We start from the raw sequence: 21438 nt of genomic DNA on the forward strand, positions 1-21438 counted from the left end.
ATGACCAAGCGCTGTCTGATAACCAACCCCGTCTCCAATGCGAACCTGTTGGTCGGGTATTTGAAGGCACAAGGTGTCGACTGTTATGCCGTCATTGAGATGGATAAAGTCAGCCGGATGCCATCATTGAGCGAGAAAAAGAAAGGTGAATTCAACGCCGAGCTTTATCACGGCATCTTCATCTCGGCCGAGCAAGTGCCGGGGCCGGAGGAACTGCCGTTCGATATTATCCTGGCCGGCAGTGAAAACGGCGTTGCGCTTGCCGAGCGCCTGAGCCAGCGACATGGACTGGCGGGCAATGACCCGGCGCATTCCGGACTCCGTCGTCATAAAGATGCCATGCACCGGGCGCTCGCACAGGCCGGTTTGGCCGCAATACCGACCTGCGTGCTGGACGGGCTCTCGGCGGCCCTTTCGCTGTTACCGTGTTGGGAGGCTTATCCCTGTGTATTCAAACCGCAATCTTCCGCAGGCGGGGAAGGGGTCGTTTTTTGCCGCAACCGTATTGAACTGGAGCAGGCATTTCTGGGCGCGGATTGGGGCGGTTTTTCATCGACATGGTCCAACAATGACTGCTTTGTGTTGCAGCCATTCATCACCGGCAAAGAGTACGTTGTCGACATGGTGGCGCAGGCAGGCAAGTACGTTGTTTCATCGGTCTGTCGTTATATTCGGTGTGATGAGCTGGGAATTGATAGCTGCCCCTTCGTGAAGAAATTTACCTTTTTACTGGACCCGGACTGCGAACGTCTTCGTGCGCTGGTCGCCTATGCGCAACAGGCCGCTTGCGCGTTGGGTATTCATACGGGCGCGATCCATATGGAGTTGCTCGATAGTCCGGCTGGGCCGGTCATGATCGAAGTCGGCGCGCGGTTGCACGGGACCATTACGCCGGCGCTGTTCGAACATTGTTATGACCCGCATTTATTGAGCCAACTATACGCCACCAGTTTTGCAAGGGGCGAGGTCGGTTCAGCCAGGCTGATCAGACGCGGCATTATCAGTGACGTCATCAGTATGGCGCCGGGCGTATTCAACGGGGCAAAGGAAGCGCTTGCACCGCTCGAAAGTTTCATCGGGCTTCAAGCTTCAGTCGAAGTGGGCGAGCGCTTCAAGACCACCAGCGATTTGTTTTCCTCATCAATGAATGCGGCGTTTTCCCATCAGGATGAAACGGTTCTTTGGGACGACCTGGCGGTATTTGAACGATGGACCGAGACCGTCTTGAACGGTGCGACATTAACGCCGGCCGCGTGGCAGTTTCTCAGGAATGAGTACCGCGCCTATTTCTAGCAAGGCACTGCAGGGAAGGCAGCTTGCATGATCAATCACTCTTTTTTTGATACGCAGTCGTTCGACCGAATGGTTCAGCACTATCACGATGCCGGTTACACGGGCTATCCGCGAGTGCTGAACTATGAGCAGTTCGACCGGCTTTATCCTCAGGCTTCAAAAGCCAATCTGCATGAGCGATCGGAGAAACTTCGACGGGCAGGTGGTTTGCGTCAGTGCTATCTGATCAGTTCATCAGGTACCACGGCGTCTCCTTTAGTGGTTGCCAGTGATTATGCCGTCGGCGAATTACGTGATGCTTATTCTCTGGAGACCCGCCGCTTTCTAGGGCAGCGGGTATTTTCCAGTCGCGATGTGGTGGCCAACTTATTGGTGCCTGGCGGGTTTGGTTGTTTATATGAAGGGTTTTCGCGTTTATTGGAACCTATTGGGTGCACGCTTTTGCCGGTTGGTCGTTTGGACGCACAGGATTGCCCTCAAACCTGTCTGCAGATATGCCGAGACGCCGGCGTCTCGGCCTTGTTGGCAACACCGGGCGGTATTATTCAAGCCGCACACTGGGCGGTGCAGGCGCATGTAAAGCTGGATATTCGCAAGGTTATCTATATTGGCGAGGCCTTCTCCGCGGCCAAGCAGCACTATATTCGCACGGTTTGGCCAAACGCCGCGTTTTACGGCCTTTATGGCAATACCGAAGTAGGGTTGGTAGGTGTATCGACTCCCCAGCACCCGCCGGGACATTATGATTTCTTGAGTAAATGGGTGTTGGCGGAAGTCGATGAGCAAGGCAAGTTGTACCTTAGCGACTTGAAAGCACCTCGGGTTCCGGTATTACGTTATGACACCGGAGACCTGGCAACTTTATTACCCACTTCTAACCCGCGGGTCGGCACCTTGGTGTTGCACGGGCGCAGTGATAAAAGTTTTAACTTTTGCGGTAATTTATTAAGCCTATCCCAGGTGAGCGAAACGATATGGCAGCGCTGCGGACAGCCATTCGCTCTGCAACTGACACTGAGCAGCGGCGATGCGGGCAGAGATCACCTGTGTGTAACGGGTGATTTGACCCATTTTACTGACGCTCAAACAGCCCGTGCCGACATCGAATCTGCCCTGATGGCAATGCCGGCGTTGGCAGAAGGATTGCGACGCGGCGTCGCGACGATCCAGGTTGAACCCGACACGGCATTTTGGGTCAGTGCGCGGGAAAAAGTGCCTACCTTGCGCGATTTACGCCAGACATAAGTATTCGGTCCCTACGGCAGACCACTCTTCAAATAAGAACAATTGAGTCGATGTTTCACTCATTGGTTTTAGCCACGCCCGCACGTTCTTATCAGTGCGATATTCACTACCGTGTTGTAAATATTTACTGAGGGAGGCATCCGGTCAATGACGACAATCAATCGGGTTATCCACGTTGTAAACCAATGGAGCGACTGGCGCTGGCAGCAGAAAAACGCCGTGCGCGACGAGCCTTCACTGCGTGAGGCCTGCGGCGGTTGGGGCGACGACGTGACGGCCCATATCGTGCACAACTTACAAGGACGCAAGTTGCAGATCACGCCCTACTATATTGATTTGATCATGCGGTCGCTCAACGCCGGCAGTGTGCTGGAACATCCACTTTGGCGACAGGTAGTGCCCTACTGGAACGAACTTGCGCAGAATGATTACGACGGTATTTCTGAGAACTGGGAGTTGCACCATGAAATGAAAACACCGATCTGCCAGCATAAATACGATAACCGCGTCATCCTGCGCATGACCAATACCTGCAACGCCTATTGTCAGTTCTGCTTCGAGGCGCTGCGGACTCTGCAAGTGGGGACCGAGAAGCCCAACGCCAATACCAACTCTTTTCTCGATTCCCTTGAATATATCCGTAATACGCCTGCCATCGAGGAAGTCATTCTCAGCGGTGGCGATCCGTTAATGCTGTCCGATCGCAAGCTGGAGGAAAACCTGGCGGCGCTGCGCTCGATCAGTGATGACCTGCTGATTCGTATCCACTCGCGGGCCTTGAGTTTCAACCCGTTTCGCGTGACTGACGAGCTGGTGGCGATGCTGGAAAAATACAAGGTCAATGCATTCGGCCTACATGTCTGCCATCCGCTTGAATTGAGTGACGACTTTGCACGTGCCGTTAAACGTATTCAGTCGGTAGTGCCGATCGTCTTTTCGAACATGCCGTTGCTACGGGGCGTCAACGACGATGAGCACACGCTTCACACGCTATTCATCGATCTCTACCGCATGGGCGTCAAGCCCTATTACCTGTACCACTTCATGCCGTTTTCTCCCGGTGCCAGTGAATACAAAGCGTCCATCAGCCACGCGATCGCGCTGATGAAACGCCTCAAGCGGCGCGTTTCCAATATCGCCATGCCTGAATACGTGCTTCCCCATGCCCAAGGCAAATTTACCGTGCCCATCATGGATTTCGATAAGCCCGATGAGCTGCCCCGCTTTGAAATGCGCGATGGTCAGCGTTATTACACGTTCCAGAGTTGGAACGGTCATCGGTGCAGTTGGCACGATGCATGAGCAGCCTTTGACTAGACGTGGTGAACAACGATGAAGCAAGACGCTATTCTGTTTATTGATATCGACGACAGCCCCTCTGTGCGCTATCGCTACCGTGAACCGCACTTTGCCGCTGCTCGCTTGCAAGGGCTGCTGTGCCTGATCGCAGGAGTCTGTGGGCGCACCCAACTGCAACGGTTGCAGCAGGACAGTGACGAAGTGTTCTTGCTTGAAACCCTGAGCGAGCAAACTATTTTAGAGCTGGTCGACGAGCTTCAGGATCGGTACACCGTGCGAGCGATCTTTTGTCATGCGGGACATGCTTCTGCCCAAGGGCAAGTGGGTTGTATCGTCGCAAGGGTGTGCCAAAAGCTCGGTCTGGTTTCTGCGTCGGCGGAGGCCATCGCCGCGTGCAACAACAAGTACCTGATGCGTCGCGCCCTGCAAAAGCACGGGCTGCGCTCAGTTCCTTTTGCGCTGTGCAATGATGAAAAAGAGCTGGAAGAGGGCGCCGCCCGGGTGGGCTACCCGCTGATTGCCAAGCCTGCGTTTGGCGGCGCGTCGGCGTTTATCAAGCGTTGTTCGAACTGGGCGCAGTTGCGAGATCACTATGTGCAGTTTGTCGCGCGTCACGGTGAAGCCGCATGTGCCGATTTCTACGGATGCGCCCATACCTTGCCCAACGACGACGGGACTTCACGCGAGTACATTCCGGGTCGAAGCCTCATGCTTGAGGGATTTATCGAGGGCGTTGAAGGCACGGTGGAATGTGTGGCGGCGGGCAATCGAATTTATCCCGTGCTGATCAACGAAAAGCTGCTGCTGACAGAGCGTAGCGGCACCGTGTTGGAGAATCTGTTGATTACGCCTCCTGTTTCGTTCACGGCGCAGCAGTGTGACCAGATCCGCAGTTACGCCGCGGCGTGCTTGCAGGCATTAGGCCTGACTGACGCGCTCGCGCATTTCGAATTTCGCATGACGGAGCAGGGGCCTGTGGTCATTGAGATCAACCCCCGGTTGGGTGGGTTGTATGTTAATGCCGCTTTGCGCGATCTCGCGGGCTTCGATCCGTATCAGTTGTATGTTTCCCTGCTGTTGCGTGATCCGGTAGTCGACACGCTGCTTGATACCGTGCAACGCAAAGTCGGTGCGGCAACGCAAAGCTACGCAATGCTGGCGGTTTATCCCGAAAGCAGTGGCTGTTTCAAAGGTTTTGAAGGGCTAGGGTACTTGGACGATCACCCGGCTGTAGTGGAATACGCCGTGCAGGAAGCCGGTGGCTATCTCGACGCCGATATTGAAGAACATTACCTCCTCAAATGCTGGGCCAAGGTCGACGGTGTTGCCCACGCCTGTGCACTGCATGATGCGGTCCGGCAAAACCTCAACGCAGTTATCGACCTCCCCTTCGCAGGATAGCGCTATGGATAGCTCACAGATTTCGGCTCACTTGAGCCAGCATCATTATTGGCATGGACGTCACTTTCGCGAGTTGCTGCACATCGAGCGAGAGGAAGAGCACAGCTTCCGGGCTTACTGGTCGAACCTGGTCCGGGACGAGGCGTTCAGAGAGTACACCCACCGCGAGCGGCGGATTCTGCGCTATCGCTTAGCGCCCAACGGGCATTTGCAGATGGACAGAGATGCCAATTACGCCTCCTCGGTCGTATACCCCATTGAGTACCGCCAAGGGGTGAATGCCCTGAGTTATTCAGAGGAAGGTTTTATCTCCCATCCGCTCTTGCAGCGGCTGCTGGCCACCGACATTGCTGCTATTGGTCCGCAGTTAGGCAAGTATTCGTACGCCATTGATATCCACCAGTTTCGGGTCAAGGCGGATAAACCAAGCGGCAGCCCGACAACCTCGGGGATTCATCAGGATGGGCTTGACTGGGTGTTCATGCACTTCATCGACGCGTGCAATACGGTGCCTGTGGTATCGCAGATCTACGCCTCGCAGGAGGCTGACAGCTGTCTGCTCAGCGTGCCCATGGAGCACTTCCTGGAAACCATCGCGATCAACGACAGCAAGGTCTACCACCGCGCCGGCTTGGTTCGCCCATTGAGCGGCGATCTGCCCGCCAGCCGCGACCTGCTGCTTGTCGGGTTCCGACGCCTGCCCGCTAAGGTGGAGGGGGCGGATCATGCTCAATGACGACCTTGCGCTTGCCCGGTCCGCCCGCAACGGACGCCTGATCGTATTCGCCAGGGGCGTTTCCGATTTTGGTGCCTTTCTTAACATGGTGGCTTTATCGACCTACGTCTATTGGCTAAGCCAAAGTGTGGTGTTCGTCAGTGTGTTCCTGGCGTGTCGAGTCGCGGGCGGCATTGTCGCCAGCCTGTTCGGGATCAGCTTTTTCAGGCACTTTCCCGGGCGAGGCGCATTGGCCGGGCTGGATCTCTCCCGGGCTATGCTATTGACGCCGTTGCTCTTGCTGGCACCGGCCCACCAACTGAACATCCTGCCTTTCATCGCGTTCGGCATCGGATTATGCAATTCCCTTTTTGCGATCGGCCTCAATAGCCAGTTGCCTACCTGGGTTGCCCCCGGCCTGCGTGTGAACACTAATGCCTGGCTGACGTCCGCGGCCGCCACGGGAGCAATATTCGGCAGCCTGCTGTCGGGATTGTTGATCGCAGAAGGCGGATTTGAGGCCGTCTTTGCAACCAATATCGCCACTTACTTGCTGGCCGCCATCCTGATTGTTCCGCTGCGGGCGTTGTATGCGGTATCTCCCGTGGCGCACAAAGGGCTGTCGGGAGAGTGGCACGCACTCAAGCAGGGGCTGCGAAGTACGCCTGTGCTAGCGGCGATGTTGCTCATCAGCCTGCTTGATACCCTGGGCAGTGCAGCACACAACGTCGGGTTTCCGGTGCTGTCCCAGCTCATTGCCCCCGATACCGTGAACACGGTCATGGGCTATTTATTGGCAGTGTGGGCATGCGGCAAGTTTGCCGGGGCGCGTTTGGCCAATGCACTGTTGAAAGGATGCGGCATCCAAGGCATGGAGCGCTTGTTCATGGTCGGAGTCGCACTGATGTCGACCGGCTTCATCCTGACCTTCCAGCAGGCGCAGTTGTGGCTGGCGCTGGTGTTTATTGTCTGGGCGGGCGTGGGCGATGGCGTAGCCGAAGTGGCCTTGATATCGCGTGCCCAGCGTGAACCCGAGACGCTACGTTTGCCGCTGTTCAGCTTACTGACGCTGATCCAGATGACCGGCTTCGGCGTGGGAATGCTCATCGTCGGGCCGTTCTATCTGGCCTGGAGCCCGGCGCAGGTGATTGTGCTGTTCCACGGCCTGCCGTTAAGTGCGTTGAGTATCATGGCGGTGTGGATGTACCTCAGGCGTCGGCGTTTGCCCGCCAAGGCGCTGTTTTTCGAGGAGTGACGCGCGTGGGCACTCGCTCGCGTGCTGTACCGGCGCACGAGTGAGTGCGGTGTTCCCATCAGTTCGTCAGGCCTGCGTTCTCCAGAACGTTGTCGATCCAGCTCCAGCGTGGGTTGCAGTTGGCAATGTCGGCCCTCAGCGTTTCTTCGTGCTCGACGTATTGCCTGGCGCGGCGCAAAGACGGCCCGCTCGGGCTGGGCAACAGTTGGTGTCGATGGTTATCGACCGTTTCAGCTGGTGAGATGAAAACCGGCTTGAGTGAGGCACTAATGTGACTTGGACAAGTCAATAAACATAGCAATATCATAAGCTTGGCTCCGGTGACGAAGCCTTTCGCCTCACTCTCATTCGAAGAATCATTCCATGCACCTGCGTATTATTGCAGTCGGGCTGACGGCCCTTGTTTTGCTCCCCATCCAGACGCAAGCTCGTGGCTTGCTGGACCTGTTCAAACCAGCGGCCCAAGAACACAGCACTCGATCCGGCTCGGTCAGTCAGGGCGCGGCTCTTGAGCTTTATTCCAGCCAACAGAAAAAGCCGTCGTTCGACAGTTGTGCCGATCTGTTCCCTGGCGCTACACCGATCAACACCGCCACCGTGCCTGCCATGATGAAACCTCTGGCGCTGTGTTCCGACAACTTCGCAGTGCTCTATTCGCAAACCAGCAGGACACCGCTGGTGGTGGTCGAACGCCTGAATGCCGCGCAGTTGAAAGATGCCAAGGGCGAGGAGCGCACCAACCAGTTCTACCCGGACCCACGCATTCCCAAGGACGGTCGCGCAGAACTGAGCGACTATCGTGGCCAGCATCCGGCGATGGATCGCGGTCACCAGTCTCCGGCCGCCGACGCACCGAGTGCCAATGCCATGGCGCAGTCTTTCGCGCTGTCGAACATGGTGCCCCAAGACCCGACCAACAACCGCAAGATCTGGAGCAAGGTCGAAGCAGACGTGCGTAAATTTGCCACCCGTGCCGGTGGCAATGTCTTCGTGTTCACTGGGCCGCTGTTTGACCCGGGCTACAGCACCATGGGCCCTCACAAGGTCTGGGTGCCGACGCGCCTGTTCAAACTGGTGTACGACGCTTCGTCAAAACGCGCCTGGGCCTATGTGCTGCCTAACGCCGAGACTCGCATCCAGAAGCCGATGGACTACGACACTTTTGTCAAAAGCACCGGGCTCAGGTTGCTGGGTCATTTGCCGGTCGCGGGGTCTGTCGGGCGGACCTGATCCGTCCACCTTACCTGGCCTTCTTCAATGCCTTGAGCCGCTGCGTCGCACGTTGCACAGCGGCCATTTTCTCGGGACGCTTCATGCGTTTCCATTTGCGGATGTCGTCCTTGCTGCGTCCGCAGCTGACGCACAGGTCACCGCTGAGCTGGCAGATGGAAATGCAGGGGTTTTCAATATCTTTGGCCAAGGTCTCACCCGGGTGCGCAGTAAAGGCCGCCGTTACGCGGCGTGAAATTCGACCGTGAGGTGACTCACCTCATGGACAGCTTCAAGGCGCTCGCGAATGCTCTCGGCATTGGTCGAGCGGCCGACCACGCTGACAATCGCCGCATATGCCTCGGGGCCGACGCGCCAGACGTGCAAGTCGGTAATCCTGGCATCGCCGGGTTGTTCAACCAACTCGCGGATCTCGGCGGCGACCTGTTCATCGGTCTGGTCCAGCAACACACCGGCGGTGGCCTTCATCAGGCTCCAGGCCCATCGCGCAATCACGAGGGCGCCGACAATGCCCATCAGTGGGTCCAGCCACACCCAACCCAGGTAGCGGCCCGCCAGTAACGCGGCGATGGCGAGCACCGAGGTCAAGGCATCGGCGATCACGTGCACATAGGCCGAGCGCATGTTGTTGTCGTGGCCGTGCGGGTGATGATCGTGGTCGTGGTCATGCCCGTGGCTATGGCCGTGACCCAGCAGCAGCGCACTGAGGATATTCACCGCCAGGCCCAACACGGCGATCAGCGTCGCTGTCCCGAACTGCACCTCGGCAGGCTGCAGCAGGCGAATCACCGACTCGATAGCAATGCCCAGGGACACCAGCGCCAGGATCAGCGCCGAGGCGAAGCCGCCCAGGTCGCCGACTTTGCCGGTGCCGAAGCTGTAGCGCGGGCTGTTCGCGTGACGTTTGGCGTAGGCGTAGGCCGCAGCGGCAATGCCCAAGGCGCCGGCATGCGTAGCCATATGAAAGCCGTCAGCCAGCAGGGCCATGGAACCGGTCAACGCGCCGGCGGCGATTTCCGCCACCATCATGACGACGGTCAGCAACACCACCCAGAGGGTGCGCCTGGCGTTTTCTTCGTGGGATGAACCGAGGAATACATGCTCGTGGGTGTGAGGCGTGAGAGTCATTTGGAATACCGCCGGATGGCTTCGAGCAATTCTTCGACCCCTTTGTTGCGAGCTTCTTCGCTAAGGGACGGATCGGCCACATGGGCCCTGGCGTGGTCTTCGATGATTTCCTCCATCAGCCCGTTGATGGCGCCACGGGTGGCGGCCACCAGATGCAGAGTCTTGGCACAGTCGGCGTCTGACTCCAGCGCTTTTTCGACTGCCTGGATTTGCCCGGCGATGCGTTTGACGCGTTTGATCAAGCTGTCTTTGTTCGCGGCTATATGGCCCACGGCATACCCCCCCTACCTATGATGGGGCGGATCATTGCATACCCCGCCCCCCTATACAACGCGAGGCGTCGAGCGGTTGCCGAAAGCTGGTATGTCATGATGTCCGAATCCGTCCTCGGCTGGTCCGGCCTGTGCCTGTTGCGTACCGGGTGGCGCGCCTACCATGGCGTCTGAAATTCACACCACGAGGACTGTCCATGAAACGCAAAGCCCTGATCGTGATCGATGCCCAGCATTCGTTCCGCCATTCCACCTACTGGTCCGAAAATGACCTGCCTGACTACCTTGCCAAACAACAGGCCCTGATTGATGGGTGTGTTCAACGAGGTATCTCGGTGATACAAGTCTTCCATGTTGAAGACCAGGGGCATTTTTCGATGGCATCGGGCAACGTCAGAACCTTGAGCGAGTTGTCGATCGAGCCGGCCTTGGTCATCCACAAGCGCTACCACAGTGCTTTTGCCGGCACGCCCCTGGCGGCACGGCTGACGGAGATGGGGGTGGACACATTGATCATCAGTGGCATTCGCACCGAACAATGCTGCGAAACCACCACGCGGCAGGCGTCGGACAGCGGCTTCACCGTCGACTTTGTCAGCGAGGCGACGCTGACCTTCCCCATGACTCACGCGCGCAGTGCCCGGGTCTACACTGCGGCCGAGATCCGCGAGCGCACGGAGCTGGTGCTCGAAGACCGCTTTGCGCGCATCGTCACCGTCGCCCAGGCCTTGGAGGCCTGACCGTGAGCGTGCCGGTGCTGTTCGTGTTGCTGCCCAATGTACTGATGCTCGACCTGGCAGGCCCCGCCGAAGTGCTGCGCCTGGCGGCTCAAGTTGAGGACCCGGCCGTCATCGATTTCGACCTGCAGTACGTCAGCCCGGTGGAGTCCCTGCAAACCTCCATTGGTTTGCCGCTGGCCGGCTTGGCTCCACTTCCAGCGGTCCTGGCACCTGGTACCCTGGTGGTGTTGGTAGGCTCCACGTCGAAGGTGAGCAAGGCACGCCAACAGGCGTTCGAGGTGGCCAGTCAGGCGCTGACCCAGTGGCTACAGAACGTGTACGCGCCTTCGGGCGAGCGGCTGGTATGCGTCTGTGCGGGAGCGTTGAGTGCCGCCAGGGCCGGATTGCTGGATGGGCGCCAGTGCACCACGCACCACGCGCTGTGCGCCACATTGCAGGCCGTGGCGCCCAAGGCCCGAGTGCTGGAAAACCGGCTTTACGTCACTGACGGTCCGGTGAGTTGCAGCGCCGGCGTCACTGCGGGGATCGACCTGATGCTGCACCTGCTTGCCGAGCTGGCCGGCCCACGCCTGGCCTGCACGGTTGCTCGGGACATGGTGGTGTATATGCGCCGCAGTGGCGCCGACCCGCAATTGTCGCCCTGGATCGCCGGGCGCAATCATCTGCATCCGGCCGTGCATCGGGTGCAGGACGCCATCGCTGCCGCCCCCTGTGAAGCCTGGACCGCCACGCGCATGGCGGCGTTGGCCTACACCAGCAGCCGCCACCTGGCGCGGCTGTTCCACGAGCACGTCGGTAGCAGCCCGCTCGACTACCTGCATCGGCTGCGACTGGCCGTGGCCCGTGAACTGTTGGCCGAGTCGGCCCTGGGTATTGAAACGGTCGCTGAGCGCGCAGGCTTTGGTTCGGCGCGCCACCTGCGGCGCATCTGGAGCAAATACGAAGCCGGCACGCCTTCCAGCCTGCGCCTCCTGGTTGATGCCGGCTGATGGTTCAGCAGGACGTGTCGGCGGGCGTGGCCGGCTCTTGAGCCGCTTCAGCCGCCAGTTTCGCACGGTCGGCTTTGCTGATGTATTTGTCTTTGCTTTTCGGCGCCAATTTGGCGCTGGCCTTTTTGGCCTTGGCCTTGAAGAGCTGCTGGAGTTTCTTTTGGCGATTCATGTCTTTTACCTGGGTTGTACAGACCCGGATGATATCAGTTTAAAAAAACGGCCCGTTACCTGAGTCGCTTTTTAGCGTCGATCTGTACATTGAACCGCGAGTCCTTTTGCCAATAATCCGGTCGGGTATCCAGCGTAAACGGAAGATCCTGATGAGCACCCACACCCGCACAAAACGCATGACGGTTCCGCAACTGGTGGCGATGAAGGGCCAGCAGAAAATCGTCTCATTGACCGCATACTCCAGCGCCATCGCCCGGCTGATCGACCCCTGGGTCGACTTCATTCTGGTCGGCGACTCCACCGCAATGGTCGGTTATGGCCGCGCCTCGACCTTGAGCATGCAATTGGAAGAAACCATCGGGCATACCCGCGCCGTGGTCGACAGCACGCAGCTGGCCTGTGTGATTGCCGACATGCCCTTCGGCAGTTATCAGGAATCCTTCGAGCAGGCCTTCCGCAATTGTGCCCAGGTGCTGGCGCGCACGGGCTGTGATGCGGTCAAGCTGGAGGCCAATCAGGCGCTGGCGGGAACGGTGGAATTTCTGGTGGCGCGAGGGATTCCGGTAATGGCCCATGTGGGGTTGATGCCGCAGTTCGTCAATGTGATGGGCGGTTTCAAGGCCCAGGGCCTCACGGCGCAAACCGGTGCGGTGATTGCCGAAGACGCCCGCGCCAACCTCGAGGCGGGCGCCTTCAGCCTGTTGCTGGAAGGTGTGGCCGAAGGCGTGGCGCGCCAGATCACCCTGGATTCAAGCATGCCCACCATCGGCATTGGCGCGTCGCCGGCGTGCGACGGCCAGGTACTGGTTACCGAAGATGTGCTGGGCCTGGGCAGCGGGTACCTGCCGCGTTTCGTCAAACAGTATGCGGATGTCAGTGAAGTGATTCGCGATGCCTGCGCCCGCTTTGCCGACGACGTGCGCCATGGCCGCTTTCCCGAAGCGCGTCACTGTTACGGGCTTTGACGGATCGCCTCGGCCAGTTGGTGTACCGCCTGGGCGATATCCTTGTTCCAGTCGAGGGTAAAACTCAGGCGCAGATGCTGCTGCCAGGCGCCATGCTGGCTGAACAATTCACCTGGGGCGATGACGATGCGCCGGGCCAGCAAGGATTCGAACACACGCCGCATCTGCACCGGGCGCCTGGCCTGCAACCAGAAACTCGCGCCGCCTTGGGGCACTTGAACGTGCCACAGATCGTGGACCTCCAGCAGGGCTTTGAGTTGGTTCATCCGCGTCAATAGCTGCGCGCGAAGTGCTTTTAAATGGGCGTCGACGCGTTTGGAGGTCAACAGCTTGGCGATGGCTCTCTGACGGATCGGCGAAAGGCGAAACCCGCGCTCCAGAAACAACCGCTGTAACGCCGGCCGCTGCTCGCGGCATAGCACGTACCCGTAGGGCGCTTCGGAGCCGATCACTTTGTCGAAGGTGGAGAACACCAGCAGTCTGCTGGGGTCGGCAAAGTCGCGATAGCGCGCGGGGTACGCAGCAAAACACAGCTCGCCGTAGGTGTCGTTCTCGAACAGCCAGATATCCCGTTCCGCCAGCCAACGGCAGATCTGCTGCTTGTCCTGCGCCGGCATCAGGCCGCCCTGGGGAATATTCACGGTCGACGAGAACACCGCCAGTCGAATCGGCTCTTGCCGGAGCAAGCCACTGAGCGCCACCAGGTCGAAACGCCCGTCGGCGTCGAGGTGCAACTCGATCACACGCACCTTCGCCGCTTCCAGTTGACGCAACACCGCCCACGAGCAGGGCGACTCCACCAGCGCTACCGTGCCCGCCAGGTTCAGGGCATTGAGGGCAATGGCCAGCACGCTGTGCAGGTCTGCGCCGATATACACCTCATCGGCTTGCCAGTAGCGGTCGGTGGAGTGGGTGTAGCGCGCGGCCAATGCGGCACGCAGTTCGGGCTCGCCGAATGGCAGGTACAGGGGCGCAAGCGAGCGCGGATACTGCCGCGCCAACTCGCGCTCGATCATCCACAGTGGGTTTTCCAGAGACAGCAACAGGGCGGGTGCATCGCTACTCAGCGCCAGCATTCCCGGTTGCCGTGCGTTGGCGAATACCTGATCGAGCAGGTTGGAAGGGCGGGGGGCCAACGTGCCGCCGGGGAGGGCTTTGATGAAGTAACCGAACTTGGCTCTGGCTTCGACCCGCCCCTCATCTTCAAGCAGCGCATACGCGTACTTGGTGGTCGACACCGACACTCCCAGGCGCCGCGCCAGTTGGCGCAGCGACGGTAGTTTTTGCTCGGTGTGCACAGGGGCCGCCTCGATCAACTCGACGAGGTAGCGATACACGGCTTGATAGGCAAAAGAGCTGTGCTGGGTTTTTTCCATGATCACTCGAAGCGTTCGACCGCTAATGATGGCACGCCCATCAGGGGTTGGTCCGGCCCAGTATCCTGCAAGGCGATGCCATACGGAAATCCACGCTCAAGACACCGTTAACCCGCCGGTACTGGCCTGCGCTCGGGTTGCGCGCCGTGCCATCACCCAAGCCAATACCGGCGCCAGGGTAAACAGCGCGAACAGCCATTGTGCCGCATTGGCGATGCCGGCATTGCCGGTCGCATCATTGATGCCCGCCACGTTGGAGATCACGCCCGCCAGTGCCGCGCCCATGGCCATGGCGAACAGTTGCAGAGTGGTAATCGACGCAGCGGCCGTGTCTTTGTCCTGCTCCGACGCCACTTGCAGAATGCGCGTCAGCAGGTGCGGCCAACCCAGGCCAATGCCGAAACCTACCAGGAACATTCCGAGGCAGATGGGCGCCAGCCGTGCCCATTCGCCCAGGCTGGCCACGGGGGTGGTGATTGCCAGCAGCACCAGTCCGCCCAAGATAAACAGCGGCCCGGCGAGGATGGCGCGTTGTGCGCTGCGGCCTGTCCAGCCGGAGCTGAGGATTTCCGAGACGGTCCAGCCGACGGCCATCAGTGCCGCCATATAACCGGCATACAGCGGCGACTGGCCGTGCAGATGCTGCAGAAAGTACGGCATGAAAATTTCGCTGCTCATGCCGATCACCAGCAGGCAGATGGTCGCATAGAGCGCACAAAGCGGGGTGTTGAACCTCAACGCGTCCCTGGGCAACAGGCGGATCGAGGCGCTGGACTCGTGCCGGATCAGCAGAAATACCAGCCCGGCACAGGCCGCAATGCCCAGCAGGTTCCAGCTCGGCAGCGACGAGACGCTGCCCGCACACACGGCCAGCACCGCAGCGGCCAGCAGCACCAGTTGCGGCACGGGCAAGCGGCTGGCGCTGTCCGTGGCGTTGTCACGGGGTGGCAGCGCACGGTGAGTGAGCACGATGTAGGCGAGGCTCACCGGCACCATGGCGCCGAAGGCGTAGCGCCAGGCGTCCAGTTCGGCGAACACGCCCCCCACGGCCGGGCCTACCAGCGTTGCGACGCCCCACATGCCCGACACCAAGGCCATTGCCCGGGGCCACAGGCGTTCTTCGAACACCAATTGGATCATTGAATAACACAGGGCCAGCAACATCCCGCCGCCCAGCCCCTGGATCAAACGCCCTGCGAGCATCACCGGCATGCTCGGCGCCAGTGCGCAGATCAACACGCCGACCATGAAGATCAGCGTGGCGACGGTATAGGCCAGCCGCGGGCCGGTGTGTTGCAACAGCTTGGAGGTGAGGGCGGAACCGAGGATCGAGGCCACCACGTACAGCGTGGTGCTCCATGCATAGAGCGCCAACCCGCCGATTTCAGCGACCACCGACGGCAAAATAGTGGTGGCGATGTAGGTGTTGGTGGCATAGAGCGCTATGCCGCCGGAGAGGGCGATGGAACGAGCGGCGTTCTCGCCGCGCAGCAATTCGCCCCAACTGCTGTCATGGGTTTGCATCGACTATTCCTTGTTGTGCTGTCGGGCTTGGCTTGATTTACCAAGTGATCGCTTTGAATATTGCGATGCGGCGATTTATTTTGTCAAGAAATGGCTTGGAATATTCATCGCAGGTGACCTCTGCCGCGTTCCATCAAAGGCTCAACAGCTTGCCTCCAGCGCTGACGCGACTTCCTCGGCGACCTCCCTGAACGCCCGCGTGGCCGCTGACGGGTACACCCCTTTACGCTGCATCAACACGGCCGTGCGTTGCAGGCGCTGTGGCCCCAGTTCAATTGCGATCAACCCCGGATGCGCCCGCGCAATGGCGGCGGGTAACAGAGTAGACAGGGTCGTCCTGCGCACCCCCTCAATCAGCGCACCGATGACATTGGCCTCCATCACCACGCGCGGGCAAATGCCGTGTTGGTTGAAGTAGCGGTCGATTTGCTCGCGGGTAGCGAACGCTTGGCTCAACAAAATCAGGGATTCGGCGTTCAGCGCCGGCAGGCCGATAGTCCGTTCCCCGGCCAGCGGATGCTGACTGCCGACCACCAGCGCCAGGGTTTCAACCAGCAGCGGGGTGGCCTCGATGTCCTGCGCGTGCACCTCATCAAAGGCGATCCCCACGTCCAGTTCGTCGGCCAGTAGCTGGCGTTCCAGCGCTTCCTGGGCGACCTCATACAGGCTCAAGGTGATGTTCGGATAGCGGCGGTGGAAAGCTTCCATCAGCGGCCCGACAAGGTAAGTGGTGAAGGTGGGCGTGAACGCGATCCGTAGCGACCCCCGGCTCAAATCGCCTACGTCATGAATCGCACGCTGACCTTGCTGCAGCTCCTGCGCGGCCCTCAATGCGTAACGCAGGTAAACCTCGCCGGCATCGGTCAGGCGTGTCTTGCGACCCGAGCGATCGAATAATTGCGCGCCGAGGCTTTCCTCCAACTGCCGTATTTGCTGTGAGAGCGCCGGTTGCGAGACATGCAAGGCCTCGGCCGCTTTGGTAAAGCCTGCGTGTTGTGCCACGGCCAAAAAGTACTGGATGTGCCGTGCCAGCATGTTTGATTTCATAAGATTATCTAATGCTCTGGATAATATTTGAGACTTTTACCTTATTTAAACGGCTGCGTAACCTCTGCTCCATCGCATCGCGAACCCACGGAGTCACCCATGCAAGACATCATCGAAGGTTTCCTGAAGTTTCAACGCCATGCCTTCCCCGAGCGCGCCGGCTTGTTCAAAGACCTCGCCAACCAGCAGAGCCCGCGAGCGCTGTTCATCTCCTGCTCCGACAGCCGCCTGGTGCCTGAGTTGGTCACGCAGCGCGAGCCAGGCGACCTGTTCGTGATCCGCAACGCCGGCAATATCGTGCCGTCCTACGGCCCGGAGCCCGGAGGTGTGTCGGCCTCGGTGGAATACGCGGTGGCTGCCCTGCAAGTCAGCGATATCGTGATCTGTGGGCATTCCGATTGCGGTGCGATGACCGCCATCGCCACCTGCACGTGCCTGGACCACATGCCCGCCGTGGCCGGCTGGTTGCGTTACGCCGATTCCGGCCGGGTGGTCAACGAGGCCCGCCAGCATGTCGATGTGCCCGCGAAAGTCGCCGCCATGGTGCGTGAAAACGTGATCGCGCAATTGGCCAATATCCAGACTCACCCTTCGGTTCGCCTTGCCCTTGAAGAGAGGCGGGTGACCCTGCATGGCTGGGTCTACGACATCGAAAGCGGCGGCATCCAAGCCTTCGACAACCGTACCGGCAAATTCGTCGCCCTCGCCGACAACCCGAGCGTGCGGGCCGTTTCGCACTAACCCCTGATGTTTACCCACGGAGATAAACCCATGATCCAGTCGCAAATCAGCCAGAACACCCGCCTTGCCCTGACCGACGTCATCCTGTTGGCCAAGGCCCGCAAAGACCTGTCGTTCGCCCAGATTGCCGAAGGCACCGGCCTGCATGAAGCCTTCGTTACCGCCGCCTTGCTAGGCCAGCACCCACTGCCGGCGGACGCCGCGCAAAAGGTGGCCGACACCCTGGGCCTGGACGCGGACGCGGTCGCCCTGCTGCAAACAATTCCGTTGCGCGGCAGCCTCGGCAACGGCATTCCCACCGACCCGACGATCTACCGCTTCTACGAAATGATTCAGGTCTACGGCACCACGCTCAAGGCGCTGGTTCACGAGAAGTTTGGCGACGGCATCATCAGCGCCATCAACTTCAAGCTGGACGTCAAAAAGGTCGATGATCCGGACGGCGGCTCCCGCGCCGTGATCACTCTGGATGGCAAATACTTGCCGACCAAACCGTTCTGATCGCGAGGTAAAAAAACCGGCGCCGTGAGGCGCCGGTTCACGTTGCAGCAAATTCCAGCAAGTCCCGGGCTCCGAATGACTACGGCGCTTCGAAGCCCTCGTAATCCAGGGACATCCCATCGTCTTTGGGGTAGCTCACATACACCACTACCGCATCGCTGTTATCCACCAGCGCGAACGGCCATTTGCCGTTGGCCTTGCGCATGCGTTCATACAACGGCAGGTAAAAATCCTTGGTCTGGCCGCGCGGGTCGTAGGGCGCTTGCACATGGAAAACCGGGTAGTGCCCATCGTTGCAGAGCTGGATGCGTTCAAGCTGAAAATGGTTTTTCTCCAGCAGCGCACGGGTCGGGTGTTGCCAGGTGGCGAGATCGACGTCTTGGCAGTCGTGGGCGGTGTCGGTGTAGAGCGTGGTGTCTTTCAGGACGGGGAGCGCGCAGGCCACACCGGGTAAAAGCACCAGTACCCAGGCGGCGAGGGAAACTTTCATTATTTAACGTCCTTGATATGGGGGGCACATCATGACGTGAAATGGGCGGGTTGAGTAGAGGGTGTGCGGGACTAGGAAGTTGCTGACGAAGTCTTACTTTCAAGTATGACAGATGAGGACTTCGTGTTTTTAGGAGGTTGTGGGGTTACTTGAGTTGATAAAACGTGCAAGGGTAATGGCGTGATTCATACGGCTGGATTGATTGGAACCTTAGGTACTCAACTTTTGACGCTATGGTGATGATTATGAAAAGCTCGACGGCTTTGTGGTTTTGTGTGAGTGCGCGAAATTTTATTCTAGCTTTGTTAGGGGCAGCGCTGATTTCTGCCAGCGGAGAAGTTTTCGCGTTGGAGCGACTGATCACTAAAACAAGTGCGCCTGGCTCTGTCCTTGTTCTGTCGACTTCGAATGAGGATCCAGGCTTCGGATCGACAAGTTTTTATGTTAATACCTCGGATATCCCCACAGGTACCCTTACCGATCCCAAGCAGTTGTTGGAGATCCAATGGAGAGCGACCTATTACCCTCAAAGTATCAAGGAGGAAGTGAAATTGTGTTACTACCGTCCCTACAGCTCTCAAGAGAACTGTGCCGTTATTTATCCTAATACCTCCGGAACGCTGACGGACTTTAATGATCAGGCTTTCAATCATGGTTCACGAGTAATTATCCGACATTCTGTCTGGGGAGGGATTCCACCTTTGGCACACCCCGCGGGAGTAGATTCGGTAACATTCAGATATAGGGATTAATGAAGTGTAATGTTTGTTCGGTCAAATTTGGTGTGAGCTGTTTTGCGTAGTGATAATTCAGGGTTGTTTTTATATAGCAACGTTGTTCAGGGGTGCATGCCCATGATTATTTTAAGTTCTTATACATCCTTGCCTGACAGCCGTGTGGCAGGCAAGGCTGGTAACGTTGCTATTCCGTCCCTCGCTCTACCTGATAAAAATAAGATGGATGTCGTTGTTTTCACGGGTGGAGACCCTGCAACCAGCAGCGTTTCGCCGCTTGCTCGTCAGTTGAATGAAGCCGCAACGCGTGCTGAAGCCCGTATCGACCAGAAGAACACCAACCCAATCGATTCGATTATCGGCACCCACTATCTCGCCAATAAAACACAGCATGATGTAGAGATTCCCGACACGATTGATCCGGAGCTTCTGGCACGTGCCCGTCAAGCGACAGGTTTCGTCAACGGAGTCGACAGCAATCCTTTTAAAGGCCTTGTGCGTGACCAGCTCAGCTTGATTGCGCATGACGAGGGTGGTTCTTTCACCATCAATGAGCGGCGTGCGGCATGGGAAGAGTTGCAATCAACGCCAGCGCCCAGCTTGAAGTCGATACCTGTCAACGGGCGAGACCTGATGATTTCGCGCTTGTTTCGCGGCAGTGAGCCACCCGTTGCCCTTCCACCTGCCACCTTCTACAACATGGCTCAAAACCCCTGCGACTTTCTTACCATTGAGGATCGAAACTTAATTGCGGATATGTTTGCTTATGCTCAAGCGGAGGGCGCTAACTTGGCTCATGTCACCCAAGTGGCCGTGGTCCTGGGTGACTATCGGCGCTCCAGTGACGGTCGGCAAACGGTGGGTGGCAATAATGGTTATGACGCCAACGGCTACCGGGTCACTTTCGATTTCAAGAAAGAGGAGGCGCAGATCGCCTCTCGCATCCTGAACGGTTCGGCGATCAACAGCACCCGTATCGATCAGGGTTTTTTGCGGTACATCCTGCATCCGGACCACGGGGCGTTCACCAACCTTGGCGGCATACCGTTCCTGGAGCGAATGGTGAACAAATTCTCCAATGAAGGCGATGATCAACCGCCCCTTGGCAGCGAGTTCGCCACCTTCAAAAAAATCAGCTTCGAAGACTATGCCGTTCGTACCACCAACAAGGCCATAAGGCTGCCGCCCGACAAATCAGTCGCCGTCGTCATCAACGGTGTCTGGAGCCTCACCGAATATGGCAAGGCTTGCGGTTATGCGATTGACTCGGCCACTGGCAGATTGAGCACGCCGTCGGACTCCCCTGGCGAGAAAACGCCGCCGCCCTCAACCCTGGGTGTACCTGCCACCGACGCGGCTAATCGCACGATTTTGGATGCCCTCGCAGAGACCCGCGATCAGCCCACCCAGCGCTGGATCTGGCCTGGTCACTTATTCACGATATTGAGAAACATCAAGCCCTGACACCTCAAGTTGCCAGCCTGACAATGCGCTAAGCGCAAGGGAAACAAACGTTAATAGTATCGACCGCTCACACCTGTGGGGCTGAACTAGAATTTTTTCTTCCGGCTTTCATTGGATTTGAAAATTGACTAGCATCCGTATGGAGTAGCCAGTAGGCTACAGGTGAAACTGTGACCAACTTGATCGGCAGGACGCCGGAGTTTGATACATGGCTCGACGGTATGAGGGACATTTGGGGAAAAGCTGCGGTTCTGGCCCGATTGGACCGAGCCGAGGAAAACAATTTTGGCGATTGCGAGTCGGTAGGCGACGGCCTGAGTGAAATGCGTATTTTTGTCGGGCCCGGCTACAGAATTTACTTCGTACGCACCGGGATTACTGCTTACCTGATGCTGTGGGGCAGTGATAAAACCGACCAAAAAAGAGGCATCAAGCGGTCGAGAGAGATTCTTGATGCCCTGAGAGGTCATTGAAATGAGCGAATCGAAATTCAAACCAGAGGACATGCCTATCCTCGATCTTGATACATCCGGCACCCGCGTCTATGAAGCTTCGCGCTTTCTCGACAGCCCGGAAACCATCAGCGTTTACCTGGCGCAAAGCATGAAGTCCCAAGACCCGCAGATACTTATGAAGGCGCTGGCCGAGGTTGCCAAGGCACAGGGCGTGAACAAGGTGGCGGAGGCGGCTGGGGTTAATCGGGAGAGTCTGTATAAAACCCTGAAAGGTGGCTCAAAAACACGTTATGAGACAGTCCAGAAGCTCATGCTGGCGCTGGGTGTGGAGCTGACAGTGCAGCCGATTACAACGGTCACAACCAAACAGGCCACACCCAGCAAGCCCTGACATTCACTG

General features: G+C 58.4%; 23 protein-coding genes. 15 read left to right on the forward strand and 8 right to left on the reverse strand.

Features of this window, described 5'->3' with window-relative positions:
- From JBE38_RS02390 to JBE38_RS02420, 7 genes are all read left to right on the forward strand, one after another.
- Entirely contained in the window at positions 1 to 1293 is a 1293-nt protein-coding gene (locus JBE38_RS02390; RefSeq protein WP_205343473.1) for an ATP-grasp domain-containing protein, read from the forward strand.
- Positions 1294 to 1320: 27 nt separating this feature from the next.
- On the forward strand, positions 1321 to 2538 hold the full coding sequence (locus tag JBE38_RS02395) for a hypothetical protein (protein WP_205343474.1): 1218 nt from the start codon (positions 1321 to 1323) through the stop codon (positions 2536 to 2538).
- A gap of 147 nt (positions 2539 to 2685) precedes the next feature.
- On the forward strand, positions 2686 to 3840 hold the full coding sequence (locus JBE38_RS02400) for a KamA family radical SAM protein (protein WP_205343475.1): 1155 nt from the start codon (positions 2686 to 2688) through the stop codon (positions 3838 to 3840).
- A gap of 30 nt (positions 3841 to 3870) precedes the next feature.
- Positions 3871 to 5238, forward strand: coding sequence for an ATP-grasp domain-containing protein (locus JBE38_RS02405; protein WP_205343476.1), 1368 nt, complete (start codon positions 3871 to 3873; stop codon positions 5236 to 5238).
- Positions 5239 to 5242: 4 nt separating this feature from the next.
- Positions 5243 to 5974 carry a 2OG-Fe dioxygenase family protein gene (locus tag JBE38_RS02410; protein WP_205343477.1) on the forward strand — a complete coding sequence of 244 codons (732 nt, stop codon included), beginning with the start codon at positions 5243 to 5245 and terminating at the stop codon, positions 5972 to 5974.
- Complete coding sequence (locus tag JBE38_RS02415; RefSeq protein WP_205343478.1) at positions 5964 to 7208, forward strand: MFS transporter; 1245 nt, start codon at positions 5964 to 5966, stop codon at positions 7206 to 7208. The genes JBE38_RS02410 and JBE38_RS02415 overlap by 11 nt, the downstream gene beginning before the upstream one ends.
- Positions 7209 to 7571: 363 nt before the next feature.
- The gene (locus JBE38_RS02420; RefSeq protein WP_090369726.1) at positions 7572 to 8438 is read left to right on the forward strand and encodes a DNA/RNA non-specific endonuclease; all 867 of its coding nucleotides are present in this window, start codon (positions 7572 to 7574) and stop codon (positions 8436 to 8438) included.
- Between the two features lie 10 nt (positions 8439 to 8448).
- Here JBE38_RS02420 and JBE38_RS02425 read toward each other — a convergent pair whose 3' ends face one another.
- The 3 genes from JBE38_RS02425 to JBE38_RS02435 are packed head-to-tail and all read right to left on the reverse strand — an operon-like array spanning position 8449 to position 9838.
- Complete coding sequence (locus tag JBE38_RS02425; protein ID WP_090369728.1) at positions 8449 to 8628, reverse strand: DUF1289 domain-containing protein; 180 nt, start codon at positions 8626 to 8628, stop codon at positions 8449 to 8451.
- Positions 8629 to 8660: 32 nt separating this feature from the next.
- Complete coding sequence (gene dmeF, locus JBE38_RS02430) at positions 8661 to 9566, reverse strand: CDF family Co(II)/Ni(II) efflux transporter DmeF (RefSeq protein ID WP_205343479.1); 906 nt, start codon at positions 9564 to 9566, stop codon at positions 8661 to 8663.
- Positions 9563 to 9838, reverse strand: a complete 276-nt coding sequence (locus JBE38_RS02435; RefSeq protein WP_060755830.1) for a metal/formaldehyde-sensitive transcriptional repressor — start codon at positions 9836 to 9838, stop codon at positions 9563 to 9565. Before JBE38_RS02435 ends, dmeF begins: the two co-directional genes overlap by 4 nt.
- A 197-nt stretch (positions 9839 to 10035) precedes the next feature.
- Between JBE38_RS02435 and JBE38_RS02440 the strand changes: the two genes are divergently transcribed.
- Positions 10036 to 10578 carry a cysteine hydrolase family protein gene (locus JBE38_RS02440; RefSeq protein WP_205343480.1) on the forward strand — a complete coding sequence of 181 codons (543 nt, stop codon included), beginning with the start codon at positions 10036 to 10038 and terminating at the stop codon, positions 10576 to 10578.
- A 2-nt stretch (positions 10579 to 10580) separates the two neighbouring features.
- Positions 10581 to 11567 (forward strand): GlxA family transcriptional regulator, encoded by a 987-nt coding sequence (locus JBE38_RS02445; RefSeq protein ID WP_090369735.1) that lies wholly within the window; start codon positions 10581 to 10583, stop codon positions 11565 to 11567.
- A 4-nt stretch (positions 11568 to 11571) separates the two neighbouring features.
- Here JBE38_RS02445 and JBE38_RS02450 read toward each other — a convergent pair whose 3' ends face one another.
- Entirely contained in the window at positions 11572 to 11739 is a 168-nt protein-coding gene (locus tag JBE38_RS02450; protein WP_090369737.1) for a DUF2986 domain-containing protein, read from the reverse strand.
- A 151-nt stretch (positions 11740 to 11890) separates the two neighbouring features.
- Here JBE38_RS02450 and panB point away from each other — a divergent pair, with 151 nt between their 5' ends.
- The gene (gene panB / locus JBE38_RS02455) at positions 11891 to 12706 is read left to right on the forward strand and encodes a 3-methyl-2-oxobutanoate hydroxymethyltransferase (RefSeq protein ID WP_205343481.1); all 816 of its coding nucleotides are present in this window, start codon (positions 11891 to 11893) and stop codon (positions 12704 to 12706) included.
- Here the strand turns inward: panB and JBE38_RS02460 are convergent.
- The 3 genes from JBE38_RS02460 to cynR form a co-directional block, all read right to left on the reverse strand.
- Positions 12694 to 14082, reverse strand: a complete 1389-nt coding sequence (locus tag JBE38_RS02460; RefSeq protein WP_205343482.1) for an aminotransferase-like domain-containing protein — start codon at positions 14080 to 14082, stop codon at positions 12694 to 12696. The two genes, panB and JBE38_RS02460, sit on opposite strands and share 13 nt — an antisense overlap.
- Before the next feature lie 96 nt (positions 14083 to 14178).
- Entirely contained in the window at positions 14179 to 15606 is a 1428-nt protein-coding gene (locus JBE38_RS02465; protein ID WP_205343483.1) for an MFS transporter, read from the reverse strand.
- Positions 15607 to 15747: 141 nt separating this feature from the next.
- A complete protein-coding gene (gene cynR, locus JBE38_RS02470) occupies positions 15748 to 16641 on the reverse strand; it encodes a transcriptional regulator CynR (protein ID WP_205343484.1) in 894 nt (297 codons plus the stop codon).
- A gap of 111 nt (positions 16642 to 16752) precedes the next feature.
- Between cynR and JBE38_RS02475 the strand changes: the two genes are divergently transcribed.
- Entirely contained in the window at positions 16753 to 17394 is a 642-nt protein-coding gene (locus JBE38_RS02475; RefSeq protein WP_060755825.1) for a carbonic anhydrase, read from the forward strand.
- A gap of 30 nt (positions 17395 to 17424) precedes the next feature.
- Positions 17425 to 17895, forward strand: a complete 471-nt coding sequence (cynS, locus tag JBE38_RS02480; RefSeq protein ID WP_060755824.1) for a cyanase — start codon at positions 17425 to 17427, stop codon at positions 17893 to 17895.
- Between the two features lie 79 nt (positions 17896 to 17974).
- Here the strand turns inward: cynS and JBE38_RS02485 are convergent, their stop codons facing one another.
- Positions 17975 to 18385 carry a hypothetical protein gene (locus tag JBE38_RS02485; RefSeq protein WP_205343485.1) on the reverse strand — a complete coding sequence of 137 codons (411 nt, stop codon included), beginning with the start codon at positions 18383 to 18385 and terminating at the stop codon, positions 17975 to 17977.
- 854 nt (positions 18386 to 19239) lie between these two features.
- Here JBE38_RS02485 and JBE38_RS02490 point away from each other — a divergent pair.
- The 3 genes from JBE38_RS02490 (at position 19240) to JBE38_RS02500 (ending at position 21429) form a co-directional block, all read left to right on the forward strand.
- Positions 19240 to 20583, forward strand: coding sequence for a hypothetical protein (locus JBE38_RS02490; RefSeq protein ID WP_205343486.1), 1344 nt, complete (start codon positions 19240 to 19242; stop codon positions 20581 to 20583).
- Between the two features lie 170 nt (positions 20584 to 20753).
- Entirely contained in the window at positions 20754 to 21056 is a 303-nt protein-coding gene (locus JBE38_RS02495; protein WP_205343487.1) for a type II toxin-antitoxin system RelE/ParE family toxin, read from the forward strand.
- Position 21057: 1 nt separating this feature from the next.
- Positions 21058 to 21429 (forward strand): addiction module antidote protein, encoded by a 372-nt coding sequence (locus JBE38_RS02500; RefSeq protein WP_205343488.1) that lies wholly within the window; start codon positions 21058 to 21060, stop codon positions 21427 to 21429.
- Positions 21430 to 21438: the final 9 nt, after the last annotated feature.

The organism is Pseudomonas sp. ICBG1301 (assembly GCF_016918385.1).
Lineage (GTDB): Bacteria > Pseudomonadota > Gammaproteobacteria > Pseudomonadales > Pseudomonadaceae > Aquipseudomonas > Aquipseudomonas palleroniana.